The organism is Enterobacter sp. T1-1 (assembly GCF_000710795.1).
Classification (GTDB): Bacteria; Pseudomonadota; Gammaproteobacteria; order Enterobacterales; family Enterobacteriaceae; genus Enterobacter; species Enterobacter cloacae.
In genome coordinates this window covers 1-26,193 of the sequence record NZ_JALW01000050.1, presented here as the reverse complement: position 1 = coordinate 26,193, position 26,193 = coordinate 1, and the positions used below count along the sequence as shown (strand labels likewise).

The 26,193-nt window shown below is 53.1% G+C and carries 23 protein-coding genes and 1 rRNA gene; 20 read left to right on the top strand and 4 right to left on the bottom strand.

The window, feature by feature from the left end:
• Positions 1–61 precede the first annotated feature (61 nt).
• Together mreB and csrD are read right to left on the bottom strand one after the other, a co-directional pair.
• Complete coding sequence (mreB, locus tag AK59_RS0116405; RefSeq protein WP_000913396.1) at positions 62–1,105, bottom strand: rod shape-determining protein MreB; 1,044 nt, start codon at positions 1,103–1,105, stop codon at positions 62–64.
• A 282-nt stretch (positions 1,106–1,387) separates the two neighbouring features.
• Positions 1,388–3,328, bottom strand: a complete 1,941-nt coding sequence (gene csrD / locus AK59_RS0116400; protein ID WP_013098987.1) for an RNase E specificity factor CsrD — start codon at positions 3,326–3,328, stop codon at positions 1,388–1,390.
• Between the two features lie 181 nt (positions 3,329–3,509).
• Here csrD and acuI point away from each other — a divergent pair, with 181 nt between their 5' ends.
• The 13 genes from acuI to AK59_RS0116335 all read left to right on the top strand — a co-directional run bounded on the left by acuI (position 3,510) and on the right by AK59_RS0116335 (position 15,561).
• Positions 3,510–4,484, top strand: coding sequence for an acrylyl-CoA reductase (NADPH) (acuI, locus tag AK59_RS0116395; protein WP_023620881.1), 975 nt, complete (start codon positions 3,510–3,512; stop codon positions 4,482–4,484).
• A 77-nt stretch (positions 4,485–4,561) separates the two neighbouring features.
• A complete protein-coding gene (gene msrP, locus AK59_RS0116390) occupies positions 4,562–5,563 on the top strand; it encodes a protein-methionine-sulfoxide reductase catalytic subunit MsrP (protein WP_029883264.1) in 1,002 nt (333 codons plus the stop codon).
• Positions 5,564–6,163 carry a protein-methionine-sulfoxide reductase heme-binding subunit MsrQ gene (gene msrQ, locus AK59_RS0116385; RefSeq protein WP_029883263.1) on the top strand — a complete coding sequence of 200 codons (600 nt, stop codon included), beginning with the start codon at positions 5,564–5,566 and terminating at the stop codon, positions 6,161–6,163.
• 233 nt (positions 6,164–6,396) lie between these two features.
• Positions 6,397–6,849, top strand: a complete 453-nt coding sequence (gene aroQ / locus AK59_RS0116380; RefSeq protein WP_013098991.1) for a type II 3-dehydroquinate dehydratase — start codon at positions 6,397–6,399, stop codon at positions 6,847–6,849.
• Positions 6,850–6,870: 21 nt separating this feature from the next.
• A complete protein-coding gene (accB, locus tag AK59_RS0116375) occupies positions 6,871–7,335 on the top strand; it encodes an acetyl-CoA carboxylase biotin carboxyl carrier protein (protein ID WP_013098992.1) in 465 nt (154 codons plus the stop codon).
• A 10-nt stretch (positions 7,336–7,345) separates the two neighbouring features.
• On the top strand, positions 7,346–8,695 hold the full coding sequence (gene accC / locus AK59_RS0116370) for an acetyl-CoA carboxylase biotin carboxylase subunit (protein ID WP_003860388.1): 1,350 nt from the start codon (positions 7,346–7,348) through the stop codon (positions 8,693–8,695).
• Positions 8,696–8,803: 108 nt separating this feature from the next.
• Complete coding sequence (locus tag AK59_RS0116365) at positions 8,804–9,046, top strand: YhdT family protein (RefSeq protein ID WP_013098993.1); 243 nt, start codon at positions 8,804–8,806, stop codon at positions 9,044–9,046.
• Positions 9,036–10,487: a sodium/pantothenate symporter gene (gene panF, locus AK59_RS0116360; protein WP_029883262.1), complete on the top strand. Its 1,452-nt coding sequence runs from the start codon at positions 9,036–9,038 to the stop codon at positions 10,485–10,487. Before AK59_RS0116365 ends, panF begins: the two co-directional genes overlap by 11 nt.
• Positions 10,488–10,498: 11 nt before the next feature.
• A complete protein-coding gene (prmA, locus tag AK59_RS0116355) occupies positions 10,499–11,380 on the top strand; it encodes a 50S ribosomal protein L11 methyltransferase (protein ID WP_014833498.1) in 882 nt (293 codons plus the stop codon).
• A 329-nt stretch (positions 11,381–11,709) separates the two neighbouring features.
• Positions 11,710–12,675, top strand: a complete 966-nt coding sequence (gene dusB, locus AK59_RS0116350; protein WP_013098996.1) for a tRNA dihydrouridine synthase DusB — start codon at positions 11,710–11,712, stop codon at positions 12,673–12,675.
• A 23-nt stretch (positions 12,676–12,698) separates the two neighbouring features.
• Positions 12,699–12,995 (top strand): DNA-binding transcriptional regulator Fis, encoded by a 297-nt coding sequence (fis, locus tag AK59_RS0116345; RefSeq protein WP_000462905.1) that lies wholly within the window; start codon positions 12,699–12,701, stop codon positions 12,993–12,995.
• 180 nt (positions 12,996–13,175) lie between these two features.
• Positions 13,176–13,340 carry a DUF2556 family protein gene (locus tag AK59_RS0116340; RefSeq protein WP_029883261.1) on the top strand — a complete coding sequence of 55 codons (165 nt, stop codon included), beginning with the start codon at positions 13,176–13,178 and terminating at the stop codon, positions 13,338–13,340.
• Between the two features lie 139 nt (positions 13,341–13,479).
• Positions 13,480–15,561 (top strand): putative bifunctional diguanylate cyclase/phosphodiesterase, encoded by a 2,082-nt coding sequence (locus tag AK59_RS0116335; protein WP_029883260.1) that lies wholly within the window; start codon positions 13,480–13,482, stop codon positions 15,559–15,561.
• Here AK59_RS0116335 and envR read toward each other — a convergent pair.
• Entirely contained in the window at positions 15,477–16,196 is a 720-nt protein-coding gene (gene envR / locus AK59_RS0116330) for an acrEF/envCD operon transcriptional regulator (protein WP_029883259.1), read from the bottom strand. The genes AK59_RS0116335 and envR overlap by 85 nt on opposite strands.
• A 386-nt stretch (positions 16,197–16,582) precedes the next feature.
• On the opposite strand from envR, the gene AK59_RS0116325 reads away from it, so the two are divergent.
• The 7 genes from AK59_RS0116325 to AK59_RS0116295 all read left to right on the top strand — a co-directional run bounded on the left by AK59_RS0116325 (position 16,583) and on the right by AK59_RS0116295 (position 25,988).
• Positions 16,583–17,722, top strand: a complete 1,140-nt coding sequence (locus AK59_RS0116325) for an efflux RND transporter periplasmic adaptor subunit (RefSeq protein ID WP_013098999.1) — start codon at positions 16,583–16,585, stop codon at positions 17,720–17,722.
• An 11-nt stretch (positions 17,723–17,733) separates the two neighbouring features.
• Entirely contained in the window at positions 17,734–20,847 is a 3,114-nt protein-coding gene (locus tag AK59_RS0116320; protein WP_029883258.1) for an efflux RND transporter permease subunit, read from the top strand.
• A 293-nt stretch (positions 20,848–21,140) separates the two neighbouring features.
• Positions 21,141–21,362 (top strand): lipoprotein, encoded by a 222-nt coding sequence (locus AK59_RS0116315; protein WP_013099001.1) that lies wholly within the window; start codon positions 21,141–21,143, stop codon positions 21,360–21,362.
• 472 nt (positions 21,363–21,834) lie between these two features.
• Positions 21,835–22,860, top strand: coding sequence for an amino acid ABC transporter substrate-binding protein (locus tag AK59_RS0116310; protein WP_013099002.1), 1,026 nt, complete (start codon positions 21,835–21,837; stop codon positions 22,858–22,860).
• Between the two features lie 67 nt (positions 22,861–22,927).
• Complete coding sequence (locus AK59_RS0116305; protein WP_029883257.1) at positions 22,928–24,109, top strand: amino acid ABC transporter permease; 1,182 nt, start codon at positions 22,928–22,930, stop codon at positions 24,107–24,109.
• A 9-nt stretch (positions 24,110–24,118) separates the two neighbouring features.
• Positions 24,119–25,222 (top strand): amino acid ABC transporter permease, encoded by a 1,104-nt coding sequence (locus AK59_RS0116300; RefSeq protein WP_020687396.1) that lies wholly within the window; start codon positions 24,119–24,121, stop codon positions 25,220–25,222.
• A 7-nt stretch (positions 25,223–25,229) separates the two neighbouring features.
• Positions 25,230–25,988 (top strand): amino acid ABC transporter ATP-binding protein, encoded by a 759-nt coding sequence (locus AK59_RS0116295; protein WP_013099005.1) that lies wholly within the window; start codon positions 25,230–25,232, stop codon positions 25,986–25,988.
• Between the two features lie 106 nt (positions 25,989–26,094).
• Here the strand turns inward: AK59_RS0116295 and rrf are convergent.
• Positions 26,095–26,193: ribosomal RNA gene (gene rrf / locus AK59_RS1000000124060) — 5S ribosomal RNA — on the bottom strand; the annotation flags it as partial.

The window sequence follows — 26,193 nt, the reverse complement described above, 5'->3', positions numbered from 1 at the left end:
AGGCTATGCGTATTCTCGTGTCAGAGAGAAAGGGTAGCGATTCGCTACCCTTTCACCATGACTACTCTTCGCTGAACAAGTCGCCGCCGTGCATGTCGATCATTTCCAGCGCCTTGCCACCACCACGGGCGACGCAAGTCAGTGGATCTTCTGCAACTACGACAGGAATACCTGTCTCTTCCATTAACAGGCGGTCGAGGTTACGCAGCAGCGCACCACCACCGGTCAGAACCATACCGCGCTCAGAGATATCGGACGCCAGTTCAGGTGGGCACTGTTCCAGCGCAACCATCACCGCGCTCACGATCCCGGTCAGCGGCTCTTGCAGCGCTTCCAGAATTTCGTTGGAGTTCAGGGTAAAACCGCGTGGCACACCTTCCGCCAGGTTACGGCCGCGCACTTCGATTTCGCGAACTTCATCACCCGGATAAGCAGAACCGATCTCGTGCTTGATGCGCTCAGCGGTCGCTTCACCGATCAGGGAGCCGTAGTTACGGCGCACGTAGTTAATGATCGCTTCATCGAAACGGTCACCACCGATACGCACAGAAGAGGAGTAAACCACGCCGTTCAGGGAAATAACGGCCACTTCAGTGGTACCACCACCGATATCAACCACCATCGAACCGGTGGCTTCAGAAACAGGCAGGCCTGCACCGATAGCCGCAGCCATTGGCTCTTCAATCAGGAACACTTCACGCGCGCCTGCACCCTGAGCAGATTCGCGAATTGCGCGACGTTCTACCTGGGTCGCACCGACCGGCACACAAACCAGCACACGTGGGCTTGGACGCATGAAGCTGTTGCTGTGAACCTGCTTGATGAAGTGCTGAAGCATTTTTTCAGTCACGAAGAAGTCAGCGATAACGCCGTCTTTCATTGGGCGGATCGCGGCGATGTTACCTGGGGTACGACCCAGCATCTGCTTCGCGTCATGACCCACTGCGGCTACGCTTTTCGGCGAGCCGGCACGATCCTGACGAATGGCCACAACAGAAGGCTCATTCAATACGATGCCTTGTCCTTTTACATAAATAAGGGTATTCGCGGTACCCAGGTCAATGGACAGGTCATTGGAAAACATGCCACGAAATTTTTTCAACATACTAAGGGATAATCCTGAAAGCTGGGGCGGAAAACAAAATCCGCTTACTTTACCAACCACACGCAGCAGCGACAAGGCGCAAAAATCACCTGCTGCGGTGAAAATTTGTGCAGTACGTTTCCTTCTGTTACAAATTCATCCCCTGACTCCCTCAGGGCTGAGTACACAGTAGCGTTCCTCACTTTCATTTGTAACCCGCTAAAGGTCGTTCACTGGCTTTTTGCTCGTCATACTCAAAGCTACAGGCGCGATATTCTACGTGAAAACAGCGTAAACGGCAGGTCAAACAGAGTATCTTTGCAAATATTTTTTCACATTGGTGTCAAGCGGCTGAGAGGCGGCAAAAAAATCCCCCTGACCGCCCATCACACCACGCTCTGTCAACATCTGCCATTCGCCTCTGGAGCGCACGCCCGTGGCAAATACTTGTGTTCGCGTTCCCTTACACGCTTCCACCAGACTCTGCACCAGCAGCTGGTTTTCCGTGCGCTTTTCAATATTCCTGACCAGCCCCGGATGTAGCTTTAATAATTCCACATCCAGCTCCTTGATCCAGCTGGTACTGACCAGCGTCAGGCCCGCCTGTGTCACCGCCACACGCGCACCCAGCGCATTGATCAAACGTACCACCGGACGTAACCGGCTGATGTGTTGACCAACATCCGCCTCTGCAAGTTCAAAAATAATGTGTTTGCGTTGCGATTTTTCGCATTGCATTAATGTATCGCGCAGCCAGCGTTGAAAACGCGGGCGAATTAACGACTCGACGGTCACCTGTAATGCCAGACTTTCTTCAGGCCAAAAAGATAAAAACGGAATCAGTCGGCTAATTTGCTGACGGTCATACTCTTCGGAGAGTCCAAATTGCAGGACCATCGGCAGATATTCCGCCGAAATAACCTCTTCCGTGCCGTCGAAAATGCGACACATTAATTCACGGTGGTGAACATGGCCGTTTTTCATCACCGCCGGTTTTTGATAAAGGCGGGGGCCACCGCGGCTCAACATTTGTTCAATCAGGGTACGCCAGCGCACATTGCCACGCCCTTTCTCAGGCAGGGAATCGTCATATACCGCCCAACCGTTCGCCCCTTGCAGCACCGCGTTTCGGGTTGCCGCTTCCGCATGCTCCATCACCTGTTCAGTTGACTGCCCGCCGCGCCAGGCGCAGATCCCCATATGCACCATATCATCCCGGTCGAGCATTTTGCTCTGCGGCAGCGCATCCACCGCCTTCAGCAACTGGCTGGCGATGCTCTCCGACTCCTTAAGTGTGCGATGGGGTAACAACACCGCAAAGTCGCTGCGGTGATAGCGCGCCAGCAGCGCGCCGGGATAGCGCATAATAAAAGTCGACAGCAAATTGATGAGCGTAAAGAGGTTCTCTTCCGCCACGCGGCGTCCCCAGGTATCGCGCAGGAGATCGAAATCCGGCAGACGAACCATCATGACGACCCCGTGCGTACCCACTTTTTCCGGGTCGTCCAGCAGCGTGGCCAGTTGATTATCAAAGAACAGGCGGTTATTCAGACCGGTTTTGTTATCCTGCGCGGCATAGGAACGGATCAGCGTATCCATGCGGCTGCGCTGATCGCTGGCGAACTGAATTTCTGAAAGCAGCGTGTCCAGCGCGCTGCTGGTGCTGGACGGCCACTCATAGACCGACCCCCGCACCTGCGGACCGCGCTCCCCGTTAAGTATTCGCACGGAGCGGTTTTCCAGCAGCTCCTGACCGGAGAGCTGACGGCGTAGCCAGCGCACCGCAAGAAAAATCAGCAGGACAATAAAGGCGACGGCAACGGTGAGTGGCGCGGTGGTCATCATCGAGCGGAAATAGCTGGCCATGGGATCGAGGTAGACCAGGCGTATCGTCATCCCCGGATTTTTAAGGGAATGGACATTCACTTCCCGATACTGGCTCACGACGCCCGCAGGCCGATAGCTGCCCTGACGCTGATGGCTTAACACCGGATGCTTTCCCTGCGTGATGTCGACCTGCACAATATCAACCGGTACCATCAATTCATCCAGCTCGCGGGAGAGTTCCGGTAGCGGAGTGGTAATCAGACGCGTATCAATAACTGACGCAACAGACTCAACCCGGTTGACCAGCTTGTCCTGAATGGCGTTATAAAAGCTCAGGGAGCAGCCAAGGAGCGTGACAAAAATGGTTAACCCCGTCAGCAACGTGATAAAAGCTGAGAACTTCGTCGTTAATCGCATCCTTGAGATTACTCCGTGGGTTGATGGGTAGCGAGTAAGCGCTAACTTGCATTTCAAATGCGCCATACTACCAAACCTGGTGTATCTGGCAATTTATTGCGTTAAATCGGCATAGCGTTTCATTGAGCGAGTATAGTCTTCAGAACGCATTTTCCAATCATCAGAATAGTGAGGATCCTGTATGCAGGCTTTGATCTTAGAACAGCAGGACGGCAATACCGTTGCCTCGGTGCAAGCCCTTGATGAGAGCCGTCTGCCCGAAGGCGACGTCACCGTCGACATCGACTGGTCCAGTCTGAATTACAAGGATGCCCTGGCCATCACCGGCAAAGGTAAAATCATCCGAAATTTCCCGATGGTGCCGGGGATTGATTTTGCAGGCCACGTTCATTCCAGCGAAGATCCGCGGTTTCATGCCGGCCAGCAGGTGCTGCTCACCGGCTGGGGTGTCGGCGAAAATCACTGGGGCGGGCTGGCAACGCAGGCGCGGGTGAAAGGCGAGTGGCTGGTGCCCATGCCTGCAGGACTGGATGGCCGCAAAGCGATGATTATCGGCACCGCAGGCTTTACCGCCATGCTGTGCGTTATGGCCCTTGAAGATGCCGGTATCCGCCCTGAGTCAGGCGAGATAGTCGTGACCGGGGCCAGCGGTGGCGTTGGCAGCACGGCGGTGGCTTTACTGCACAAACTGGGGTATCAGGTCGTCGCGGTCTCAGGCCGTGAAAGCACCCATGACTACCTGCGTCAGCTTGGTGCCAGCCGCATTCTTGGCCGCGACGAATTTGCCGAAACCCGTCCGCTGGAAAAACAGCTCTGGGCCGGAGCGGTGGATACCGTCGGAAATAACGTGCTGGCAAAAGTGCTGGCGCAGATGAACTACGGCGGCTGCGTGGCGGCCTGCGGTCTGGCGGGCGGTTTTGCCCTGCCAACCACCGTTATGCCCTTTATCCTGCGTAACGTGCGCCTGCAGGGTGTGGATTCCGTCATGACTCCGGCGGCCCGTCGTGCAGAAGCCTGGGAGCGTCTGGTACGCGACCTGCCTGAGTCCTTCTTCACGCAGAGTGCAACCGAAATCGCCCTCAGCCAGGCGCCGGAATATGCCGGTAAGATCATGGATAATCAGTTCCATGGCCGCGCGCTGGTAAAAATTGCCTAATCTTCAAATTTTCGTGACATATTCGCGCTAATCCTTCTCCTCCGTCATGCTTAGAAAAACGCATGACGGAGGATGCCATGAAAACCCGAAAACTGACGGAAGCCGACGTAACGTCCGAATCTGTCTTTATGTTACAGCGCCGCCAGATCCTGAAAATGCTTGGCATCAGTGCCACCGCGTTGACGCTCACACCTGCGGCTCACGCTGATTTGCTCGACTGGTTTAAAGGCAACGATCGGCCAAAAGCCCCTTCCGGTGCCCCGCTCACCTTTACGAAACCTGCCGAGTGGCAAAACAAACTGACGCTCACGCCGGAAGATAAAGTCACCGGTTATAACAACTTCTACGAATTCGGGCTTGATAAAGCCGATCCTGCGGCCAATGCAGGCAGCATGAAAACCGATCCGTGGACGTTGAAAATTGACGGCGAAGTGGCAAAACCCTTAACGCTGGATCACCACGATCTCACCACCCGTTTCCCGTTAGAGGAACGCATCTATCGTATGCGCTGCGTGGAAGCCTGGTCGATGGTGGTACCGTGGGTAGGTTTTCCGCTGCATAAGCTGCTGGCAATGGTTGAACCCACCAGCAATGCGAAATATGTCGCATTCCAGACGCGTTATGCCCCGGACGAGATGCCAGGCCAGAAGGACCGGTTCATCGGCGGTGGGCTTGCGTATCCTTATGTTGAAGGATTACGCCTTGACGAAGCCATGCATCCTCTTACCCTTCTGACCGTCGGCGTTTACGGTAAAGCGCTCCCGCCGCAGAACGGCGCCCCCATCCGGCTAACGGTACCGTGGAAATATGGCTTCAAGGGCATTAAATCGATCGTCAGTATTAAGCTCACCCGTGAGCGTCCGCCCACAACATGGAATCTCGCCGCGCCGGACGAATACGGTTTCTTCGCCAACGTGAACCCACATGTCGATCACCCACGCTGGTCGCAGGCGACGGAACGGTTTATCGGTTCCGGCGGGGCGCTGGATGTGAAGCGTCAGCCCACGCTGCTTTTTAACGGCTATGCGGATGAAGTGGCGTCGCTCTACCATGGCCTCAATTTACGGGAGAACTTCTGAGTGCGTTTAACGGCAAAACAGGTAACCTGGCTGAAAGTGCTGCTGCATTTAGCCGGGTTGCTCCCTTTTATCTGGTTGTTCTGGGCCGCCAGCCAGGGGCTCTTTAGTGCCGATCCGGCCAAAGATATCCAGCACTTTACCGGTCGGATGGCTCTGAAATTTTTACTGGCGACCTTGCTGGTTTCGCCGCTGGCGCGCTACGCTAAACAGCCATTATTGATACGCACACGTCGGCTTTTAGGGCTATGGTGTTTTGCCTGGGCCACGTTGCACCTGACCAGCTACGCGCTGCTGGAACTGGGGATTAACAACCTGGCACTGCTGAGCCGCGAACTGGTCACGCGTCCTTATCTGACGCTGGGCATTGTCAGTTGGCTGGTGTTACTGGCATTAGCGCTGACATCCACGCAATATGCGCAGCGAAAACTGGGTAAGCGCTGGCAGTTGCTGCACAACTTCGTCTATCTTGTCGCGATCCTCGCACCCATCCATTATCTGTGGTCCGTGAAGATCCTCTCGCCTCAGCCCATCCTCTACGCGCTGCTGGCTTTGGCGCTTTTAGCATGGCGTTACAAGAAGTTCCGCCAGTGGTTGCGATAGTTCGCGAAACTGTGCGTTTTCCCGCAGATTACTTATCAACCGCCATTCTTTTTCGGATAGCGGTTGATAATCTTCCCTGATAAGACCAGTATTTAGCTGCCAAATGCTACGAAATCGTTATAATGTGCGACTTTGGTTTTCCTGAATGCATTTTAGGAAAGTCATCAGGTGACTTTCGCGTTTCAAAGGTATATTTTGGTTTTTACCCGAGATTCGCAGGAGATAGCGACACAATGGCAGAAAAATTCCGAATCTTAGTTTTAAACGGACCGAACCTGAACATGCTCGGCACCCGTGAGCCAGAGAAGTATGGCACGCTGACATTGAGTGAAATTGTTAACCGTTTGGGCACGGAAGCAGCGTCACTGAATGTGGATTTGGATCATTTTCAGTCAAACGCGGAGTACGCACTCATCGACCGTATTCATCAGGCTAAAGACACTGTGGACTATATCCTGATCAATCCGGCCGCGTTTACGCACACCAGTGTTGCTATCCGCGACGCACTGCTGGCGGTGAGTATCCCGTTTATCGAGATCCACCTCAGCAACGTGCACGCCCGAGAGCCGTTCCGCCACCATTCGTATCTGTCGGATATCGCCGCTGGCGTTATCTGCGGACTGGGCGCAGACGGTTATTCATACGCTTTACAGACAGCGGTAAAACGCCTGTCACAATCACACTAAACAAGAGTACGGAACCCACTCATGGATATTCGTAAGATTAAAAAACTGATCGAGCTGGTTGAAGAATCAGGCATCTCCGAACTGGAAATTTCTGAAGGCGAAGAGTCTGTACGCATCAGCCGTGCAGCCCCAGCCGCTAGCTTCCCGGTAATGCAGCAAGCTTATGCTGCGCCAGTGCAGCAGCCTGCGCTCTCTGCAGCCGTTGCACCAGCCGCAACTGAAGCCGCACCTGCCGCTGCTGCAGAAATCAGTGGTCACATCGTACGTTCCCCAATGGTTGGTACTTTCTACCGCACCCCGAGCCCGGACGCGAAGGCGTTCATCGAAGTGGGTCAGAAAGTCAACGTAGGCGATACCCTGTGTATCGTTGAAGCCATGAAAATGATGAACCAGATCGAAGCAGACAAATCAGGTACTGTGAAGGCGATTCTGGTCGAAAGTGGTCAGCCGGTAGAATTTGACGAGCCGCTGGTCGTCATCGAGTAACGAGGCGAACATGCTGGATAAAATTGTTATCGCCAACCGCGGCGAGATCGCACTGCGTATTCTTCGTGCCTGTAAAGAACTGGGCATCAAGACTGTCGCTGTGCACTCAAGCGCGGATCGCGATTTAAAACACGTATTGCTGGCGGATGAGACGGTCTGTATCGGCCCGGCTCCGTCCGTAAAAAGCTATCTGAACATCCCGGCAATCATCAGCGCCGCTGAAATCACTGGCGCGGTGGCAATTCACCCGGGTTATGGCTTCCTCTCCGAGAACGCCAACTTTGCTGAGCAGGTTGAACGCTCTGGCTTTATCTTCATCGGCCCGAAAGCTGACACCATCCGCCTGATGGGTGACAAAGTGTCTGCAATCACCGCGATGAAAAAAGCCGGTGTTCCAACCGTTCCAGGTTCTGACGGCCCACTGACTGACGACATGGATGCAAACCGTGCTCATGCTAAACGCATTGGCTACCCGGTGATCATCAAGGCGTCCGGCGGCGGCGGCGGTCGCGGTATGCGCGTAGTGCGCAGCGACGCTGAACTGGCACAGTCCATCTCCATGACCAAAGCGGAAGCGAAAGCAGCTTTCAGCAATGACATGGTGTACATGGAAAAATACCTGGAAAACCCACGCCACATCGAAATTCAGGTGCTGGCTGACGGTCAGGGTAACGCTATCTATCTGGCAGAACGTGACTGCTCCATGCAGCGTCGTCACCAGAAAGTGGTCGAAGAAGCACCAGCACCGGGCATTACCCCGGAACTGCGTCGCTACATCGGCGAGCGTTGTGCCAAAGCGTGTGTCGACATCGGCTATCGCGGGGCGGGTACCTTCGAATTCCTGTTCGAAAACGGTGAGTTCTACTTCATTGAGATGAACACCCGTATTCAGGTAGAACACCCGGTTACCGAAATGATCACCGGCGTTGACCTGATCAAAGAGCAGCTGCGTATCGCTGCCGGCCAGCCTCTGTCCATCAAACAGGAAGAAGTAGTGGTCAAAGGCCATGCGGTCGAGTGCCGTATCAACGCCGAAGACCCGAATACCTTCCTGCCAAGCCCGGGTAAAATCACGCGTTTCCACGCGCCGGGTGGCTTTGGCGTGCGTTGGGAGTCTCATATCTACGCCGGTTACACCGTACCGCCGTACTATGACTCAATGATCGGTAAGCTTATCTGCTACGGCGAAAACCGTGACGTGGCGATTGCCCGCATGAAGAACGCCCTGCAGGAGCTAATCATCGACGGTATCAAAACCAACGTTGATCTGCAGATGCGCATCATGAGCGACGAGCACTTCCAGAATGGTGGGACGAACATCCACTATCTGGAGAAAAAACTCGGTCTCAACGAGAAGTAAGAAAGCATCTATGCTAAAAGGCCGGTTTAACCGGCCTTTTTTATTTCTGGGGATCGTCAAGGCCCATCATGTACAATCCCCGCTTTCTTCATCCACAAGGGACAAAAAATGGACAAACGTTTTGTTCAGGCCCATAAAGAAGCGCGCTGGGCGCTGTGGCTGACCCTTCTCTATCTTGCCGCATGGTTGGTAACCGCTTACTTACCTGATTCTGCAATTGGCATCACCGGCCTGCCTCACTGGTTTGAAATGGCCTGTCTGCTGGTACCGCTGATTTTTATCCTGCTGTGCTGGGCAATGGTGAAATTCATTTATCGCGATATCCCGCTGGAGGACGACGATGCAGCTTGAAGTCATTCTGCCGCTTATCGCGTATTTGTGTGTCGTGTTTGGCGTGTCCGTGTATGCCATGCGCAAAAGGGCAACCGGCACCTTCCTGAACGAATATTTCCTCGGCAGCCGTTCAATGGGCGGCATTGTGTTAGCGATGACGCTCACCGCCACCTATATCAGCGCCAGCTCATTTATTGGCGGTCCCGGGGCAGCCTATAAATATGGGTTAGGCTGGGTGCTGCTGGCGATGATCCAGCTCCCGGCTATCTGGCTTTCGCTGGGTATACTCGGCAAGAAGTTCGCTATTCTGGCGCGTCGCTATAATGCCGTGACGCTGAACGACATGCTGTTTGCCCGCTACCGCAGCCGTTTACTGGTCTGGCTGGCAAGTTTAAGTCTGCTGGTCGCCTTTGTGGGGGCGATGACGGTGCAGTTTATTGGCGGTGCACGTCTGCTTGAAACCGCAGCAGGGATCCCTTACGAGACTGGCCTGCTTATCTTTGGGATCAGTATCGCGCTTTATACGGCGTTTGGTGGATTTCGCGCCAGCGTACTGAACGACACCCTGCAGGGCATGGTGATGCTCATCGGAACCATTGTGCTGCTGGTGGGGATTGTCCATGCGGCAGGCGGCCTGAGCCATGCTGTTGAAACCCTGGAAGCGATTGACCCGAAACTGGTCACTCCAGAGGGCGCAGATGACATTCTTTCACCCACCTTTATGACCTCCTTCTGGGTGCTGGTCTGCTTCGGCGTCATTGGACTGCCGCATACCGCTGTACGGTGTATCTCCTATAAGGACAGTAAAGCGGTCCATCGCGGCATTATTATCGGGACCATTGTGGTGGCGATACTGATGCTGGGAATGCATCTGGCGGGTGCATTAGGTCGTGCGGTGATCCCAGATCTTACCGTGCCCGACCTGGTGATCCCTACCCTGATGGTTAAAGTCCTGCCCCCCTTTGCTGCCGGGATTTTCCTTGCCGCACCGATGGCCGCCATTATGTCGACGATCAACGCTCAGTTGCTGCAAAGTTCCGCTACGATTATCAAAGATCTCTATCTGAATTTGCGTCCCGAGCAGTTGAAAAACGAACGACGCTTAAAGCGGATGTCTGCAGTGATTACGCTGTTATTAGGGGCACTGCTGCTGCTGGCCGCCTGGCGTCCACCGGAGATGATCATCTGGCTGAACCTGCTTGCGTTTGGCGGCCTTGAAGCTGTTTTCCTGTGGCCGCTGGTGCTTGGCCTGTACTGGGAACGCGCGAATGCTGCGGGCGCGCTAAGCGGCATGATTGTTGGCGGTGTCGTGTACGCCGTGCTCGCCACCTTTAAGATCCAGTACCTGGGCTTCCATCCAATTGTGCCTTCGTTACTGTTAAGTTTACTGGCGTTTGTGGTGGGGAACCGTTTCGGTCAACCCGTCCCACAACCCGCTATGATGTCTACTGATAAATAAAGAGTTTTGCCATGCCGTGGATCCAACTAAAACTGAACACAACCGGTGCTCACGCCGAAGAGCTGAGCGATGCGCTGATGGAGGCCGGCTCGGTCTCTATCACCTTCCAGGACACGCATGACACGCCGGTCTTTGAGCCGCTGCCGGGCGAAACGCGCCTGTGGGGCGATACCGACGTGATTGGCCTGTTTGATGCTGAAACCGACATGAAAGAAGTGGTCGCGATTCTGGAACATCATCCTCTGCTGGGCGCGGGTTTTGCGCACAAAATCGAACAACTGGAAGACAAAGACTGGGAACGCGAGTGGATGGATAACTTCCACCCCATGCAGTTTGGCAAGCGTTTGTGGATCTGCCCAAGCTGGCGCGAGGTTCCCGATGAAAACGCGGTCAACGTGATGCTCGATCCGGGTCTGGCATTCGGTACCGGCACCCACCCGACCACCTCACTGTGCCTGCAGTGGCTGGATGGCCTGGATCTGGAAGGGAAAACCGTGATCGACTTCGGCTGTGGATCCGGGATCCTCGCCATTGCCGCACTGAAGCTGGGCGCCGCAAAAGCCATCGGGATCGATATCGATCCGCAGGCTATTCAGGCCAGTCGTGATAACGCCGAGCGTAACGGCGTTTCCGATCGCCTTGAGCTGTATCTGCCGGACGCGCAGCCAGAGGCCATGAAAGCCGATGTGGTGGTCGCTAACATCCTGGCAGGCCCATTACGCGAGCTTGCACCGTTAATCAGCGTGCTGCCCGTTGAGGGCGGTCTGCTGGGGCTTTCCGGGATCCTGGCAAGCCAGGCTGACAGCGTTTGCGAAGCCTACGCCGATCTCTTCACCCTCGATCCGGTGGTGGAAAAAGAAGAGTGGTGCCGCATCACAGGCCGTAAAAAATAAGAACATTTTTCGTACTGAGATGATGTTCTAAAATGCGACGCAGATCGCATAGAAGCGGGAGAATCTGCTGCTAAAAACAGCAGAATATCCCGCTCAACGGATTCATTTTTTGAGAAATGATGAGAAGTTACGGGAAATTGTAAGCGGTCATAAAATCGCCGTTAATACATAACATAATGATTTAAATAAAAAATAATTTTCATCATTGTGACTGGGTGGCGATTCCTTGATCTACAACAGTGGATTGTTCAAAGTTTGGCCTTTCATCTCGTGCAAAAAATGCGTAATATACGCCGCCTTGCAGTCACAGTATGGTCATTTCTTAACTCATGCGCATCGGACACCACCAGCTCAGAAATCGCCTGATCGCAGCCCCAATGGCAGGTATTACCGACCGGCCATTCAGGACGCTGTGTTATGAGATGGGAGCCGGTTTAACCGTTTCCGAGATGATGTCGTCTAACCCGCAGGTCTGGGAAAGCGATAAATCCCGCCTTCGGATGGTGCACATTGATGAACCAGGTATTCGCACCGTGCAAATCGCCGGAAGTGTGCCTGAAGAGATGGCAGATGCCGCGCGGATTAACGTGGAAAGTGGCGCCCAGATTATTGATATCAACATGGGTTGCCCGGCCAAAAAAGTGAATCGCAAGCTTGCAGGTTCAGCCCTTCTGCAATACCCCGACCAGGTGAAGTCAATCCTGACGGCGGTTGTCAGCGCAGTGGACGTTCCTGTTACGTTGAAGATTCGCACGGGTTGGTCGCCGGAACACCGTAACTGTGTAGAGATTGCCCAACTGGCCGAAGACTGTGGCATTCAGGCCCTGACCATTCATGGACGCACTCGCGCCTGTTTGTTCAACGGTGAAGCTGAATACGACAGCATTCGGGCAGTTAAGCAGAAAGTTTCCATTCCGATTATCGCGAATGGCGACATTACTGACCCGCTTAAAGCCAGAGCTGTGCTCGACTATACGGGAGCTGATGCTCTGATGATAGGACGTGCAGCTCAGGGAAGACCCTGGATCTTTCGGGAAATCCAGCATTATCTGGACACTGGGGAGCTGCTTGCCCCGCTGCCACTGGCAGAGGTTAAGCGCTTGCTTTGTTCGCATGTTCGGGAACTGCATGACCACTACGGTCAGGCAAAAGGGTACCGAATTGCGCGTAAACACGTCTCCTGGTATCTCCAGGAGCACGCTCCAAATGACCAGTTTCGGCGCACATTCAACGCCATAGAGGATGCCAGCGAACAGCTGGAGGCGTTGGAGGCATACTTCGAAAATCTTGCGTAATGAAATAAAGAGCTGACAGAACTATGTTCGAACAACGCGTAAATTCTGACGTACTGACCGTTTCTACCGTTAACTCTCAGGATCAGGTAACTCAAAAACCCCTGCGTGACTCGGTTAAACAGGCACTGAAGAACTATTTTGCTCAACTGAATGGTCAGGATGTTAATGACCTGTATGAGCTGGTACTGGCTGAAGTTGAACAGCCACTGTTGGACATGGTGATGCAATACACCCGCGGTAACCAAACCCGCGCTGCGCTGATGATGGGTATCAACCGTGGTACTCTGCGTAAGAAACTGAAAAAATACGGCATGAACTAATTTCGGTTAGCGAAATGCTTGTTTAAAAAGGCGCTACCTGGCATGGGGATGCGCCTTTTTTATTGCTTCACATCTGCCACCGTCAACGCTTTGTAAACCTTCGCTTTCCCCACTTTTCAACCGCCGCTTTTCGTGTATATTTCCACCACCTTACTGGCTCTCTTCTCCCGGAATGTCATAATGATTCGTAAATACTGGTGGCTGGTTGTCTTTGCTATCTCAGTTTTTCTCTTTGATGCGCTGCTGATGCAGTGGATTGAACTGATGAGCACTGAAACCGATAAGTGTCGCAATATGGATTCCGTGAACCCGCTTAAACTCGTCAATTGTTCAGAGCTGGACTGAGCCGCCAACGTCGTCAAAAACCCCGAAATCACTTAATAAAAACGGGGATTTAAATCCCTTTGAGTCATTACCTTACGATGATAATGTCTCGCCCTTCACCACCGCCCTTGCGTAACCTCACACTCGAGTTGAACCGATCATGCTGGTTAGCCAATACAACCATATCCTTGTCGTCCTCTCCTTTGTTGTCGCTATCCTTGCTGCCTATACCGCGCTGAATATGGCCGCGCGTGTGGCGGGAAGTCAGGGCGTGGCAGCGCGCATCTGGCTGGCCGGTGGCGGTGTTGCAATGGGTATTGGCGTATGGGCGATGCATTTTATCGGCATGCTGGCGATGGATCTCTCCATGAGCATGAGCTACAACGCCACCCTGACGGGGTTATCGATGGTTATCGCCGTGGGTTCATCCTTGTTTGCGCTGTGGCTTGTCAGCTGCGAGCAGCTGCGTTTGCGCCGTCTGCTGCCCGGTGCACTAGTCATGGGAACCGGTATTGTGGCCATGCATTACACCGGCATGGCGGCCCTGGAGGTTACGCCCGGTATTATCTGGGATAAAACATGGGTGGCGATATCAGTCGCTATTGCGCTTGCTGCGTCGCTCGCCGCACTGTGGCTGACGTTCCGCCTGCGTCATGAGGCCGCTCAGGTCGCGCTGATGCGCATGGGTGCCGCAATCACGATGGGGATTGCGATTGCCGGAATGCATTATGCGGGGATGAAAGCCGCACAGTTTCCAGTGTCGACCATGGCTCACCATGAGGGGATTAACGGCAGCTGGCTGGCCGTGCTGGTGAGCGTTGTCGCACTCGCCATCCTTGGTATCACCCTGCTGGTGTCGATGCTGGATGCGCGCCTGCAGGCACGCACCTCTCTCCTCGCCTCGTCTCTGGCGGAAGCAAACCGGGAGCTGGCCCAGCTGGCGCTACAGGATACGCTGACGCGCCTGCCCAATCGTATCCTGCTGGAAGATCGACTCGATCAGGCCATCAACAAAGCAGATCGTGAAGGCACGCATTTCGCATTGATGTTTATGGATCTCGACGGCTTTAAAACCGTCAATGACGCCTACGGGCATGATGTCGGCGATAAACTGCTGGTTGCCGTTACGCAACGCCTGCTGCTCCCCCTGAAAGGCCAGTTCACTCTTGCACGTATTGGCGGTGATGAATTTGTTCTGCTGGCAGAAGTTGGGGGGCCGGACGATGCAGCCTCCCTTGCCAATGCCCTGGTGCGCACTATCGATAGTCCATTCAATGTGGATCCGTATGAACTGGTGGTGACCCTCAGTATTGGCATTGCGCTTTATCCTCACGATGGCAAAACCGAACGCGAGCTGATGTTTAACGCCGATGCGGCGATGTACCACACCAAGCATATGGGCCGTAACGGTTATCACTTTTTCCAGCCCTCCATGAACACGCTGGCGCAAACCCATCTGCAGCTGATGAACGATCTGTGGCTGGCCATCGAACGTAATGAGCTGCAGCTGCATTATCAGCCCAAATTCCACGCGCCGGCAGGCCCCGTACTCGGGTTTGAGGCACTTCTGCGCTGGCAACACCCGAAGCTGGGATTGCTGACGCCAGACCTGTTCCTGCCGCTGGCGGAAAAAACGGGACAGATCATTCCCATTGGCAACTGGGTTATCAACGAAGCCTGCCGCCAGTTGCGGGAATGGCACCTTAAAGGGCATCAAAACTGGTCAATGGCGGTGAACCTGTCGACACTTCAGTTTGAACAACCTTCTCTGGTGAGTACGGTGCTTGATTGTCTGACACGTCACCAGGTGCCGCCGGAAATGCTGATCCTTGAAGTGACGGAAACCACTGCGATGAGTAACCCGGATGAGAGCGTGCGGGTGCTGACAGAGCTGACGAATGCAGGCGTAAAAGCCTCTATTGATGACTTTGGTACCGGCTACTCGAGCCTGCTGTATCTTAAACGCTTACCCGCCTGTGAATTGAAAATCGACAGGGCGTTTGTAAAAGAGCTCAGTGGAGAAAGCGAAGATGCGACCATTGTCTCCGCGATTGTCGCCCTGGCGAAAACGCTGAATCTGAAAGTGGTGGCTGAAGGGGTGGAAACCGAAGCACAGCAAGCCTTTTTGACGGAACTGGGCTGTAATACCCTTCAGGGCTATTTGCTAGGGAAACCTGTCAGCGCGCAGACCATTGAAGCGCTTTGCGAGCAGGGAGAGATCTTGCCCGACACCGAGTCGTAAGCCTCTTCACGTGGTGACACGCGCACCACCGGGAGTGTCGCCAGAATGTTATCGACCAGAGCAGGTGCCTGTTGATAGAGGTTGAAGCTGTCGTTATTCATTAACCAGTTTTTAATTATTCCGCTAAAAAATCCGTGGAACACTATCAATGTTAAATCCACATTCACCTGCGAAGAAATGATGTTTCGTGAAATACAGCGCTCCAGTGTCGTACGTAGAAAATCATTGTTGAAACCAATACGTTTCCTGATTTCATACTCGGAAACCATATCACTGGTAAATTCACACTTATGATACAAAATCTGTAACAGCGCCCACTGGCGAGGCTCATGCGCAATATATTGCAACGCAGTGATAAATTGCTCACGAAGCATTAACAAGGGATCATCTTTTTCGGAAAGAGAAAGTCTGTCACGAATGAGATCGCGAAGCGGCAATTGCTGTTCCCAGATAGCATTAAATATCTCTGTTTTACTGGTGAAATGCCAGTAGACGGCCCCACGCGTCACCTTTGCCGCATCGGCGATATCTGTCAGCGTTGTGTTGGTTACGCCACGTGTCGCAAACTGCCCGATAGCCGCTTCAATCAGCTGTTGACGGGTTTGTTGAGCCTCTGCTTTCTTTTTACGCGCCATGGACGACTACTCGTTACTCACAAGAATTAAGCTGTTTAGGAGGGTTTTGTAATCGGAAGTATTCATGAAAGACAAGGTGAATTCTGCACAAAAAAAGTCAATTCGCTTTATTTATAATTGAGGCAAATACATGCCAATAATGAAATTCACAAAACAGATGAATGCCCTCTATGAAACATCACTCTCCTGATTACTTTTGTTAAAGTATATTGCTGTAAACGCAAAGCCTTCTTCTGATTTTCTTTCCTGCCGCATTTATCCGCACTTATAAATTAAAAAACATTAAATACCCTCATTATTATACGCAGCTACATTTTTTGTTTTTGTCCCCTGCCCTGTCACCGATCCACGGAAATATCGGTTAATGGGTATTTAAAGGAACAGTAATGACGAATCATTTCAGACGCTTGCCCTTAACCGGTTTTATTGTCTGCGCCGCACTGCTTGCCGGATGCGATGGGCAGGAAAATCAGCAACATCAACCGCAGCCGCCTCAGGTGAGTGTACACATTGTCAAAAGTGCCCCCCTCACTGTGACAACAGAGCTGCCGGGCAGAACAGATGCGTTTCGCGTTGCGGAAGTGCGTCCTCAGGTTAGCGGCATTATCCTGCGTCGCAATTTCACCGAAGGCAGCGATGTCAAAGCTGGTCAGTCACTTTATCAGATCGATCCCGCCAGCTATCAGGCGGCGTATGACAGCGCAAAAGGAGAGCTGGCGAAAGCCCAGGCGGCAGCCAATATTGCGCACCTGACGGTGAAACGTTATCTCCCGCTGGTGGGCACACAGTATGTCAGTAAGCAGGAGTACGACCAGGCCGTTGCAACGGCTCAGCAGGCGGATGCCAGCGTCGTTGCTGCAAAAGCAGGAGTTGAAAGCGCACGCATCAACCTTGCCTATACCAAAGTCACCTCTCCCGTCGATGGTCGCATTGGTAAATCCAGCGTGACCGAGGGAGCTCTCGTCACCAACGGCCAGGCAAACGCCCTGGCAACGGTACAGCAACTGGATCCGATGTATGTCGATGTCACCCAGTCCAGCAATGATTTTATGCGTCTGAAGCAGACAAGCCTGCAAAAAGGGGAGACCACCAGCACCGTCGAGCTGTTGATGGAGAATGGTCAGCCCTATCCGCTAAAAGGCACGCTGCAGTTTTCTGATGTGACGGTTGATGAAAGCACTGGCTCCATCACTCTGCGGGCGATTTTCCCGAATCCGCAACACCTGCTGTTACCGGGAATGTTTGTACGCGCCCGCATTAATGAGGGTACGCAGCCGAATGCGATTCTGATCCCACAGCAAGGCGTCACCCGCACGCCGCGTGGGGATGCAACCGTCCTGATTGTTAACGACAAAAACCAGGTTGAGTCACGCACCGTCGTTGCCTCTCAGGCCATTGGCGATCGCTGGCTGGTCACAGAGGGGCTGAAAAACGGTGACCGCGTGATTGTCAGTGGGTTACAAAAAGCCAAACCTGGGGCTACCGTCGTCGCCACACCCGATACCTCTACGACTCCAGCCGGTTAAGGAACGACGTCATGGCTAATTTCTTTATCCAGAGGCCGGTTTTCGCCTGGGTACTCGCCATCATTTTGATGATTGCAGGTGGGCTGGCGATCCTCAAACTGCCTGTAGCGCAGTATCCGACTATCGCCCCGCCCGCGGTTGCCATAACCGCAACCTACCCTGGCGCAGATGCGCAGACGGTGCAGGATACCGTGACGCAGGTTATCGAACAGAATATGAACGGCATCGATAACCTGATGTATATGTCATCCACCAGCGATTCTGCAGGTAATGTCACCATCACCCTGACCTTTGAGTCTGGTACAGACCCGGATATCGCCCAGGTTCAGGTTCAGAATAAACTTCAGCTCGCCATGCCGCTGCTGCCGCAGGAAGTGCAGCAACAAGGGATCGGCGTTGAGAAGTCCAGCAGCAGCTTCCTGCTGGTGGCTGGCTTTGTTTCAGACAATAAAAGCCTCTCGCAGGATGACATTTCCGACTACGTCGCCTCGAATGTGAAAGATGCCATTAGTCGAACCACTGGGGTGGGTGATGTTCAGCTGTTTGGTGCCCAGTATGCAATGCGCATCTGGCTCGACAGTAACGCGATGAATAAATACCAGCTGACGCCGCTGGACATTATTAATCAACTGAAAACCCAGAATGACCAGATAGCGGCAGGCCAGCTAGGCGGAACGCCGTCCGTGCCGGGCCAGCAATTGAACGCCTCGATCATTGCGCAAACCCGCCTGAAATCACCGGAAGAGTTTGGCCGCGTGACGCTGAAGGTGAACCAGGACGGCTCGATGGTGCACCTGAAGGATGTCGCACGCATTGAACTGGGCGGTGAAAACTACAATATGGTGACCAAAATCAACGGGCAGGCCGCAACCGGCCTGGGGATTAAGCTGGCGACCGGTGCAAATGCGCTGGATACGGCGGCGGCCATCAAGAGTAAGCTGGCGCAACTGCAGCAATTCTTCCCACAGGGTCTGAAGGTGGTTTATCCGTACGACACCACGCCGTTTGTGAAGATCTCTATTCACGAAGTGGTAAAAACCCTGTTTGAAGCGATCATTCTCGTCTTCCTGGTGATGTATCTGTTCCTGCAAAACCTGCGCGCGACGCTTATCCCCACTATCGCGGTGCCGGTTGTTTTGCTGGGTACCTTCGCGGTGCTGGCGGCGTTCGGGTTCTCCATCAATACCCTGACGATGTTCGGGATGGTGCTGGCAATAGGCTTGCTGGTTGATGATGCCATCGTGGTCGTTGAGAACGTCGAACGCGTGATGGTAGAAGACAAACTGCCGCCGAAAGAGGCGACGCAGAAGTCGATGGAACAGATTCAGGGCGCACTGGTGGGTATAGCCATGGTGCTGTCGGCGGTCTTTATCCCGATGGCATTTTTCGGTGGCTCGACCGGGGCCATCTATCGGCAGTTTTCGCTGACCATCGTTTCGGCAATGGCGCTCTCCGTATTGGTCGCCCTGATCCTGACCCCCGCGCTGTGCGCAACCCTGCTTAAACCGGTATCCGGCGATCACCACGAAAAGAAAGGCGGTTTCTTTGGCTGGTTTAATGCGCTTTTTGACCGCAGCGTGGAGCACTACAGCAACAGCGTGAGCGGCATTTTACGCAAGACCGGACGCTACCTGGTGGTGTACATCATCATTGTGGGTGGTATGGCGGTGCTATTCCTGCGCTTGCCCACCTCCTTCCTGCCCGAAGAGGACCAGGGGGTATTTATGACGATGGTGCAACTTCCGGCCGGTGCGACCCAGACGCGTACGCAGCAGGTCCTCGATCAGGTCCAGAACTATTATCTGAAAAACGAGAAGGCCAATGTTGAATCTGTCTTTACCGTTAATGGCTTTAGTTTTAGCGGCCAGGGCCAGAACGCCGGTATTGCCTTCATTAGCCTGAAGCCCTGGGATGCACGACCGGGGGCGGAAAATAGCGTTGAGGCGATTGTTGGCCGCGCGACAAAAGCCTTCAGTCAGATAAAAGATGGGCTCGTATTTCCGTTTAACCTGCCTGCGATTATCGAACTGGGAACCGCAACGGGCTTCGACTTCGAATTGATTGATCAGGCAAACCTGGGGCATACCTCGCTGACGCAGGCGCGGAATGAGCTGCTCGGAATGGTGAAAGCGCACCCTGACATGCTGGTGCGCGTGCGGCCAAATGGTCTGGAAGATACCCCGCAGTTTAAACTGGATGTCGACCAGGAGAAGGCTCAGGCGCTGGGCATCAGTCTTTCTGATGTCAACCAGACCATCTCAACGGCCCTGGGTGGAACTTATGTAAATGACTTTATCGATCATGGCCGCGTGAAAAAAGTCTATGTCCAGGCCGATGCGCGCTTCCGTATGCTGCCTGGTGACATCAGCAACCTGTATGTACGCAGCGCAAATGGTGAGATGGTTCCTTTCTCCGCCTTTAGCACCTCGCACTGGGTGTACGGTTCACCTCGCCTGGAGCGCTATAACGGGATGCCATCCATGGAGATCATCGGTGAGTCCGCACCCGGGAAAAGTACTGGTGAGGCCATGGCGCTGATGGAGAGTCTTGCTGCAAAACTGCCTTCCGGCATCGGGTATGACTGGACAGGAATGTCTTATCAGGAGCGACTTTCCGGAAATCAGGCGCCTGCGTTGTACGCTATTTCACTTATTGTGGTGTTCCTTTGTCTGGCTGCTCTTTACGAAAGCTGGTCCATTCCCTTCTCAGTGATGCTGGTGGTTCCGCTGGGAGTCATTGGGGCGCTGGTTGCAGCAGCGTTACGTGGCTTAAACAATGACGTCTATTTCCAGGTGGGTTTGCTGACAACGATTGGTTTGTCGGCTAAAAACGCCATTCTGATCGTTGAGTTTGCCAAAGATCTGATGGAAAAAGAGGGTAAAGGCATCATTGAAGCCACGCTGGAAGCATCGAGAATGCGCCTTCGACCGATCCTGATGACCTCGCTCGCCTTTATTCTTGGCGTCATGCCGCTGGTAATCAGCCATGGCGCCGGGAGCGGTGCGCAAAACGCGGTCGGGACAGGGGTAATGGGGGGCATGCTTTCCGCAACGCTTTTGGCTATCTTCTTCGTGCCCGTTTTCTTTGTGGTCGTCCGGCGACGCTTTACGCGCCATAAAGAGTAATGAATACCTGAAAGGCACCTCTGGTGCCTTTTTTATTTTAAGATAAACAGTGTATTAAGATCGCAGTGTTAAAAAGAGTCAGTTTGCATTAAGTAAGAACGCCACGTTGTTACTCCATAATTTCTCCATTAATTCGTTCTGACGAAACGCTTTTCTCCACGATGTTTACAAACAACATAATTTGAGATTATTCCTCGTGTAACGTGGGCTTATCCCGGTGGTAAAATAACCTCCAGTTCGTTAATAGCCCTCCTGGCTTTATAGCGGACGCGAAATAATACTGAGGTAACATCATGAAAAGATTCATTTCCGTTGCACTACTCGCTGCGCTGCTGGCTGGATGCGCGCACGACTCTCCATGTGTACCGGTATACGACGATCAGGGCCGACTGGTTCATACCAATACCTGTATGAAAGGTACCACTCAGGATAACTGGGAAACAGCAGGTGCTATCGCTGGTGGTGCTGCCGCGGTGGCGGGGTTGACGCTGGGTATTGTTGCCCTGACCCGATAACATCTGTTCAGAAAGCGCGGCTCTGGCCGCGCTTTTGCTTTGAATGAGTGCAGTAATATCAAATCAGTAAAAAAAAGACAGTATTTATTCACACCATTAATTTTAGCCAGAAACCTGTCACCTCTTTTTCACTTCCCCTTTTAATTTTGTATTCAGTTTTGATGATTTTCACCCATTCATATTATTGAATACCCGGCCAATATTCACTCTGGAAACTATCTCTTCTTTTTTTCTGACCCTCCTTAAAAGTTTTGCTCCGATTTGTGGCACAGGTTGTAATTTCGCACCGTTTCGGGGCGCTCCTTTTATTTAAGCCTGTCTACACTCAGCATTAAGCGTTCACTTATCGCTTATTTCATCGAGCGCGAAACCTGGCATTACGTTTGCTATATAAACGTCGGCCAACGCCACAGATGGGTAAAAGTGTTTAAAACACCTAAATAACGATAAATTTAGCCACACAGGATGCATTATGAAAAAGACGATGATAGCCAGCCTGGCCGCTGCGGGTATGTTGTTTGCTGTTGCGGGTCAGGCCCATGCGGGCACAACGCTGGATGCCGTGAAAAAGAAAGGTTTTGTTCAGTGCGGTATCAGCGACGGTTTGCCTGGCTTCTCTTATGCCGATGCTAACGGCAAATTTACCGGTATCGATGTTGACGTCTGCCGGGGCGTCGCCGCTGCCGTTTTCGGTGATGACAGCAAAGTAAAATATACCCCGCTGACGGCCAAAGAACGTTTCACCGCGCTGCAGTCCGGCGAAGTGGACATGCTCTCCCGTAATACCACCTGGACCTCCTCCCGTGATGCAGGCATGGGGATGTCATTCACCGGTGTCACCTATTATGACGGCATCGGTTTCCTTACCCACAATAAAGCGGGCCTGAAAAGCGCCAAAGAGCTGGACGGTGCGACCGTGTGTATTCAGGCCGGTACCGATACCGAGCTTAACGTCGCCGATTATTTCAAAGCGAATAATATGAAGTATACCCCGGTGACATTCGATCGCTCTGATGAATCAGCCAAAGCGCTGGAATCTGGCCGTTGCGATACGCTGGCGTCTGACCAGTCACAGCTCTACGCGCTGCGTATTAAGCTGAGTAACCCGGCAGAGTGGATCGTCCTGCCTGAAGTCATCTCCAAAGAACCCCTTGGACCCGTCGTTCGCCGTGGCGACGAAGACTGGTTCTCTATCGTTCGCTGGACCCTGTTCGCCATGTTAAATGCAGAAGAGATGGGTATCAGCTCGAAAAACGTCGATGAGAAAGCTGCCAAACCCTCAACCCCGGATATGGCACACCTGCTGGGCACAGAAGGCGATTTTGGCAAGGATCTGAAGCTGGATAACAAGTGGGCGTACCACATCATTAAACAGGTGGGCAACTACGCTGAGATCTTTGAGCGCAACGTGGGATCGGAAAGCCCGCTGAAGATCAAACGCGGCCAGAACAATCTCTGGAATAACGGCGGTATTCAGTACGCACCGCCAGTACGTTAAGTCTTTGCTGTAACGGGCACTGTGAACGCAGTGCCCACTCCAGAGTCATGGTTACCGAGGTTTCTTTATGTTCCATCGCCGCTCCCCCGTAAAAGGATCGTTATCCTTTTCTCATCCCGCGGTCCGCGCCTGGCTATTCCAGATTATTGCCATTCTTGCGGTTGTTCTTATCGCCATTTATTTAATTCATAACACGGTTACCAACCTGAATAATCGCGGTATTACCTCCGGCTTTGCTTTTCTGGATCGCAGTGCGGGTTTTGGCATTGTTCAGCATCTTATTGACTATCAGGAAGGCGATACCTACGGCCGCGTGTTCCTCGTCGGTTTACTCAATACACTGCTGGTCTCCGCGCTGTGTATTGTTTTCGCCTCCATACTGGGCTTTTTTATTGGCCTCGCTCGCCTGTCAGATAACTGGCTGCTGCGAAAGCTGTCCACCATTTACATTGAGACGTTCCGTAATATCCCGCCGCTGCTGCAGATTTTTTTCTGGTATTTCGCCGTGCTGCGTAACCTTCCGGGCCCACGTCAGGCTGTCGATGCCTTCGATCTATTTTTCCTGAGCAACCGTGGGCTCTATATTCCTTCTCCTGAACTCGCAGGAGGGATATATGCTTTTATCGCCGCGATTATCATCGCGCTCGCCCTCTCTGCCGGGCTATTTCGCTATAACCGCAAACATCAGATCAAAACCGGGCAGCTTCGCAAGACATGGCCAATTGCGGCGCTTTTGATTATCGGTCTGCCGCTCCTGACACACTGGCTTTTTGGTGCCGCGTTACACTGGGATGTCCCACATTTGCGGGGCTTTAACTTCCAGGGCGGGATGGTGTTAATTCCTGAACTGGCGGCCCTGACCCTGGCCCTTTCCATTTATACGTCTGCGTTTATCGCCGAAATCATTCGGGCGGGGATCCAGGCAGTCCCGCATGGACAGCATGAGGCAGCACGCTCTCTGGGGTTACCTCATACGGTAACGCTTCGACAGGTCATTATTCCACAGGCGTTACGGGTCATCATTCCGCCCCTGACCAGCCAGTACCTCAATATTGTCAAAAACTCGTCGCTGGCAGCCGCTATTGGCTACCCGGATATGGTGTCACTGTTCGCCGGAACCGTGCTTAACCAGACAGGACAGGCCATTGAAACCATTGCCATCACTATGTCCGTCTATCTGATTATCAGCCTGGCGATCTCGTTGCTGATGAACCTGTATAACCGCCGTATTGCACTGGTTGAGCGCTAAGGAACTATGATGACAAAAGCGATACTGTCGCACTCTTCGCGTCCTGCCAACCCGACAGGTGGGCGTTTTATTCTCTGGGCGCGTAAGAATCTGTTCTCCAGCTGGGGTAACAGTCTGCTGACAATAATTTGTCTGTGGCTGATGTGGGAGTTGATCCCGCCACTCATTAACTGGGCTTTCTTGCAGGCTAACTGGGTCGGTTCAACCCGGGCAGATTGTACAAAAGCTGGCGCTTGCTGGGTGTTTATCCACGAGCGTTTTGGTCAGTTCATGTATGGATTGTATCCGCACGAACAACGCTGGCGAATCAATCTGGCGCTGGTTATTGGGCTGCTCTCCATCGCCGTGATGTTCTGGAAAAGGCTGCCGCAACGCGGACGGTACATCGCCTGCTGGGCGGTGGTGTATCCGATTGTTGTGTGGGTGCTGTTGTACGGTGGTTTCCTGGGGCTGGAACGCGTGGAAACCCGACAATGGGGCGGCTTAACGCTGACGCTGATTATTGCTTCTGTTGGGATCGCTGGCGCACTGCCGTGGGGCATTTTACTGGCGCTTGGCCGTCGCTCAAAAATGCCCGTTGTCCGTGTGCTCTCGGTTATTTTCATTGAGTTCTGGCGCGGTGTACCGCTTATTACCGTCCTCTTTATGTCTTCGGTCATGCTGCCATTGTTTATGGCAGAAGGCACGACGATAGACAAACTGATCCGTGCCCTGGTAGGAGTCATTCTGTTCCAGTCAGCCTACGTTGCGGAAGTGGTGCGTGGCGGTCTGCAGGCATTGCCTAAAGGGCAGTATGAGGCTGCGGAATCACTGGCGCTCGGTTACTGGAAAACACAGGGGCTGGTGATACTTCCGCAGGCACTCAAGCTGGTTATCCCCGGGCTGGTGAATACGATCATCGCCCTCTTCAAAGATACCAGCCTCGTGATCATTATCGGATTGTTCGATCTCTTTAGCAGCGTGCAACAGGCAACGGTTGACCCTGTCTGGCTTGGCATGTCCACCGAAGGATATGTCTTTGCTGCTCTGATCTACTGGATCTTTTGTTTTAGCATGTCGCGCTATAGCCAGCATCTGGAAAAGCGCTTTAACACCGGGCGTACACCGCACTGAGGAAATTATGAGCCAAATAACTATGACACCCGCCGACGCGATGATTACGCTGGAAAACGTGAATAAATGGTACGGGCAATTTCACGTCCTGAAAGATATCAATCTTAAGGTCAAGCAGGGCGAACGCATTGTCCTTTGCGGCCCTTCCGGGTCCGGGAAATCGACAACCATTCGCTGCATCAATCACCTTGAGGAGCATCAGCAGGGGCGTATTGTTGTTGATGGTATTGAACTGAATGAAGACATTCGCAACATCGAACGCGTGCGTCAGGAAGTCGGGATGGTGTTTCAGCACTTTAACCTGTTCCCCCATCTGACGGTGCTGCAGAACTGTACGCTTGCGCCGATTTGGGTGCGCAAAATGCCAAAAAAGGAAGCTGAAGCGTTAGCGATGCACTATCTGGAACGTGTACGTATTGCTGAGCACGCCAATAAATTTCCAGGCCAGATATCGGGTGGCCAGCAGCAGCGTGTGGCTATCGCCCGTTCACTGTGCATGAAGCCCAAAATTATGCTTTTTGATGAGCCAACTTCAGCGCTGGATCCTGAAATGGTGAAAGAAGTTCTGGATACCATGATTGGACTGGCGCAATCCGGAATGACTATGCTGTGCGTGACTCACGAGATGGGGTTCGCCAGGACCGTGGCTGATAGGGTGATCTTTATGGATCGCGGAGAGATTGTTGAACAGGCGCCACCGGATGAGTTCTTTGCGCATCCGAAGTCAGAACGCACGCAAGCATTCCTGTCACAGGTGATTCACTAGTCGTTTGTTATGCCGGGTGGCGGCTTCGTCTTACCCGGCCTACGCTGTGTGCCGTGTAGAAATGCAAAAAGGCCATCCTTTCGGATGGCCTTTTCACTTGTTTGATGCCTGGCAGTTCCCTACTCTCACATGGGGAGACCCCACACTACCATCGGCGCTACGGCGTTTCACTTCTGAGTTCGGCATGGGGTCAGGTGGGACCACC